Annotated in this window: 4 protein-coding genes; 1 reads left to right on the plus strand and 3 read right to left on the minus strand. The window is 70.8% G+C overall.

Going from position 1 to position 4,648, the window contains the following annotated elements:
* Positions 1–64 precede the first annotated feature (64 nt).
* The 3 genes from FNH08_RS45000 to FNH08_RS45010 form a co-directional block, all read right to left on the minus strand.
* The gene (locus FNH08_RS45000; RefSeq protein WP_322726473.1) at positions 65–1,429 is read right to left on the minus strand and encodes a phosphomannomutase/phosphoglucomutase; all 1,365 of its coding nucleotides are present in this window, start codon (positions 1,427–1,429) and stop codon (positions 65–67) included.
* Positions 1,430–1,578: 149 nt separating this feature from the next.
* Positions 1,579–3,195 (minus strand): L-lactate permease, encoded by a 1,617-nt coding sequence (locus FNH08_RS45005; protein ID WP_322726474.1) that lies wholly within the window; start codon positions 3,193–3,195, stop codon positions 1,579–1,581.
* A 190-nt stretch (positions 3,196–3,385) separates the two neighbouring features.
* Positions 3,386–3,808, minus strand: a complete 423-nt coding sequence (locus FNH08_RS45010) for a DUF3499 domain-containing protein (protein ID WP_134042683.1) — start codon at positions 3,806–3,808, stop codon at positions 3,386–3,388.
* A 307-nt stretch (positions 3,809–4,115) separates the two neighbouring features.
* Here FNH08_RS45010 and FNH08_RS45015 point away from each other — a divergent pair, with 307 nt between their 5' ends.
* Positions 4,116–4,565, plus strand: coding sequence for a metallopeptidase family protein (locus tag FNH08_RS45015; protein WP_152777320.1), 450 nt, complete (start codon positions 4,116–4,118; stop codon positions 4,563–4,565).
* Positions 4,566–4,648: the final 83 nt, after the last annotated feature.

A 4,648-nucleotide genomic window follows, 5' to 3' on the forward strand; every position in this document is an offset into this window, starting at 1 on the left:
GTTACGTGCGGGTGGGTGGGGGCTGGTCGCGCAGTTCCCCGCGCCCCTGTCGGGGCGCGGACCCTCAGCCCCTGATGATTGCCAGCGCCTCGTCTCGGATCTTCGCCATCGTCGTCTCGTCCCTCGCCTCCGCGTTCAGCCTCAGGAGGGGTTCCGTGTTGGACGGGCGTACGTTGAACCACCAGTCGGCCGAGGAGACGGTCAGGCCGTCCAGTTCGTCGAGTTCGACGCCCTCGCGGCCCTCGTACGCGGCCTTGATCGCGGCGAGGCGGCCTGCCTGGTCGTCGACCGTGGAGTTGATCTCGCCGGAGCCGGCGTAGCGGTCGTACTGGGCGACCAGCGCCGAGAGGGGACCGTCCTGACCGCCCAGGGTCGCGAGGACGTGGAGGGCGGCCAGCATGCCCGTGTCGGCGTTCCAGAAGTCGGCGAAGTAGTAGTGGGCGGAGTGCTCGCCGCCGAAGATAGCGCCCGTGCTCGCCATCTCGGCCTTGATGAAGGAGTGGCCCACGCGCGTGCGTACCGGGGTGCCGCCGTTCTCCTTCACGACCTCCGGGACCGACCACGACGTGATCAGGTTGTGGATGACCGTGCCCTTGCCGCCGTGCTTGGCGAGCTCGCGGGAGGCGACGAGGGCGGTGATGGCGGACGGCGAGACCGGGTCGCCGTGCTCGTCGACGACGAAGCAGCGGTCGGCGTCGCCGTCGAAGGCGATGCCGAGATCGGCGCCCTCCTCGCGGACGCGCTTCTGGAGGTCGACGATGTTGGCCGGGTCCAGGGGGTTGGCCTCGTGGTTCGGGAAGGTGCCGTCCAGCTCGAAGTACATCGGGACCAGGGTGAGGGGCAGGCCCGCGAAGACCGTGGGGACCGTGTGGCCGCCCATGCCGTTGCCCGCGTCGACCACGACCTTCAGGGGGCGGATGGAGGTCAGATCGACGAGGGAGCGGAGGTGCGCCGCGTAGTCCTCCAACGTGTCGCGCTGGGTGATCGTTCCCGTCGTCACGGCCGGCTCCGGCGCGCCCGACTCGCTCCACCCCTCCACCAGTGCGCGGATCTCGGAGAGGCCCGTGTCCTGGCCGACGGGGGCGGCGCCCGCGCGGCACATCTTGATGCCGTTGTACTGCGCCGGGTTGTGGGAGGCCGTGAACATCGCCCCGGGCAGGTTCAGCGCGCCCGACGCGTAGTACAGCTGGTCCGTCGAGCACAGGCCGATCTCGGTGACGTCGACGCCGCGTGCCGCCGCCCCGCGCGCGAAGGCCCGTGACAGGCCGGGCGACGAGGGCCGCATGTCGTGGCCGATCACGATGGCGTCCGCGCCGGTCACCTGGACGAAGGCCGCCCCGAAGAGCTCGGCCAGCGGCTCGTCCCACTGGTCCGGGACCACTCCGCGTACGTCGTACGCCTTGACGATCGTCGACAGATCAGCAGCCACGGCCAACCCTCCTGAAGTCTCATTGGTCACCCCAAACTACCCGCCCGAAGTGACAGTCAGCTGTGCGACCTCCGAGGATGTCCGAGGATGTCCAGGGAGTTTGGTTCGCCGTGCGTTCCCGGACGGCCCGTCACCGTCCCGCCGGGCGCTCACGGCAGCATCCAGTCCAGTACGGGCGTGCTCTGCCCCACCACGATCAGGCACATCACCAGCAACAGCCCGAGGCTCCACGGCAGCACCTTGCGCAGCAGGTCGCCCTCGCGGCCCGCGAGCCCGACCGCCGCGCACGCGATCGTCAGGTTCTGCGGCGAGATCATCTTGCCCAGCACGCCTCCGGAGCTGTTGGCGGCGGCGAGCAGTTCGGGCGAGAGCCCCGACTCCCGTGCCGCGCTCACCTGGAGGGCACCGAAGAGGGCGTTGGCCGAGGTGTCCGACCCGGAGACCGCGACGCCGAACCAGCCCAGGACCGGTGACAGGAAGGCGAGTCCGGCGCCGGCCGCCGCCACGAACTGGCCGATCGTCGCGGCCTGTCCGGAGAGGTTCATGACATAGGCGAGGCCGAGCACGGAGGTCACCGTGAGGATCGCGAACCGCAGTTCGTGCACGGTCGCCGCCCACTCCCTGACGGCCACGCGCGCGTGGACCCCCAGTACGGCCGCCGTGCAGACCCCGGCGAGGAGCACGAGCGTGCCGCCGGTCGACACGATCGGCCAGGTGAAGACGTTGGCGCCGACCGGCTCGCCGTCCGGGTTCGCGACGTCGAGGAACGGCCAGTCGAAGGTGCGGGTCGCCCCGGCCAGCCAGTCCTTCACGACGGGGATCTGGGCGATCGAGAAGACGGCGACGATCAGCGCGTACGGCGCGTAGGCGCGCACGACCTCGCGCCGCGGATCCTCCTCGTCCAGGTCCTCGCTGCGCGCTCCGGTCAGCACCGCCGCCCGTACGGGTTCGGCGGCGGGCCTGCGCGCGTGGGGTACGGCGACGAGTGCGGCCGCGCCCAGCAAGGCCGCCCCGATGTCGGCGAGTTGCGCGGAGACGTAGTTGGACGCGATGAACTGGCCGACGGCGAAGGCGGTTCCGCACGCCAGGGCGGGCACCCAGGTCTCGCGCAGCCCGCGCCGGCCGTCGACCAGGCCGACCAGCACCAGGGGCACCACGAGGGCCAGCAGCGGCGTCTGACGGCCCACCACGGACGCGACGGTGTCCAGAGGGAGTTCGGTGACCTGGGCGAGGGTGACGACGGGTGTGCCCATGGCGCCGAAGGCGACCGGCGCGGTGTTGGCGACCAGGGCGACCACGGCGGCCCGTACGGGGTCGAAGCCGAGCGCGACGAGCATCACCGAGCAGATGGCGACCGGCGCGCCGAAGCCCGCGAGGGCTTCCAGGAGCGCGCCGAAGCAGAACGCGACGACGAGGGCCTGGATGCGCGGGTCGTCGGAGAGTCGTCCGAAGGAACGGCGCAGGATGTCGAAGTGCCGGGTGCGGACGGTCATCCGGTAGACCCAGAGGGCGTTGACGACGATCCACATGATCGGGAAGAGCCCGAAGACGGCGCCCTGCGCGGCGCCGGAGAGCGTCTGGCCGACCGGCATGCCGTACGCGAGGCACGCCACGAGCGCGGCCGCCGCGAGCCCGATCAGGCCCGCTCTGTGGGCCTTCATCCGCACACCGCCGAGCAGTACGAGGACGATGACCAGGGGCAGGGTCGCGACGAGTGCGGACAGGCCGAGTGAGTCGGCCACGGGTTCCAGTTCCTGGACGTACACGGGCGCCTCCTCGGATTCCGCGATGCGGAAAGCGATTTCTCACCGGGTACCGGAATGGTCGTGTCCGTGACAACCGGGCGTCAATGTGCGTGCAGTGGTCATTGAGATCTGCGCATGTCCCGCACATCGGTGAAACGGGGGGTGAGTGAAGGGAGTTCGGCGGACCAGGAGCTTCGGAAGCGAGGGTCCGTCAGTTGTCCGGGGACCTCAGTACCCGTAGATGGCCGCGGCGGGCGACCTCCATCGGATCCGCCGAGCGGCCGCTGCCGCCGGCCTCCGCGGCGCGCTGCTGCGGCCTGGCGGCCTCGCGCACGGCGTTGGCAAGCGCTTCCAGGTCGTCACCGCTGGGCCGGGCCGGAGCGGAGCCGTCGAGGAGGCGGACGACCTCCCAACCGCGCGGGGCGGTGAGGCGCTCGGAGTGCTCGGCGCACAGGTCGTAACAGTGGGGTTCGGCGTAGGTGGCGAGCGGGCCGAGGACCGCGGTCGAGTCGGCGTAGACGTACGTCAGCGTCGCGACGGCAGGTCGGCCGCAGGCGGTGCGCGAACAGCGACGTACAGGGCTCACGACGTTGGACGGTACCGCACTCTTGAGCGGGCCGCGACGACTCTCCACAAGGTCACTCCACCGTGTCGCGTTGTGAAACGTCCCACACGCCCCACTGGGCACACCATTCTGACCTGGGCCAAGACCCGCGTCCGGAATACCGAACATCTCGCCAACCGATCACAAGTCGACCCAAACCCTGCCAACTGCCATGAGGTTGGCGGTCCCGGAAGGATACGGAATCGAGCCCAACCTTGGCTGGAATGGTCATCTGCCGACATGCCGTACGGCGTCCGCAACGGCTCGATGCGTACCTTCCCGGTGCCCGCGTGGGCGTCGGGCACCCGCCCCGGCCGGGGACTACGCTTCGAAGGTGATGGACAACCCCGTACCGCCCCGTGCCGCCGCACCCGGGCCTCGACGCCGTGACCGGCACGGCAGGGGCATGCGTGGCCCCGTCGCGCCGCCCCAGGTGCCTCTCGCGGCGAGCCGCTCCGAGGTGTTCGCCGATCTCGTGCAGGACTCCGTGGAGCGCCTCGAACGGCGCTGGCCGCAGCTCGCCGACATCGACTTCCTGGTTCTCGAGGTGCCTCGGCTCGACGGGTCGCGTGAGGCGTGGAACGACGAGGCGGTGCCGTTGGGGGGGACGGTTCCCGCGCGGGAGGGGCGGCCCGCGCGTGTCGTCGTGTACCGGCGGCCTGTCGAGATCCGTACCAAGGGGCGGGAGGAGCGGGCCGCGCTGGTTCATGAGGTGGTGGTGGAGCAGGTGGCTGAGTTGCTGGGGCTTACGCCGGAGACGGTGGATCCTCGGTATGGGGAGGATTGAGGGTGCGCCTTGGGGTCGCGTGGAGGGGATTCGCCCCCGCCGCCCCTACCCGTCCCATCTCCGGGGGCTCCGCCCCCATGCCC

The organism is Streptomyces spongiae (assembly GCF_009377185.1).
Classification (GTDB): Bacteria; Actinomycetota; Actinomycetes; order Streptomycetales; family Streptomycetaceae; genus Streptomyces; species Streptomyces spongiae.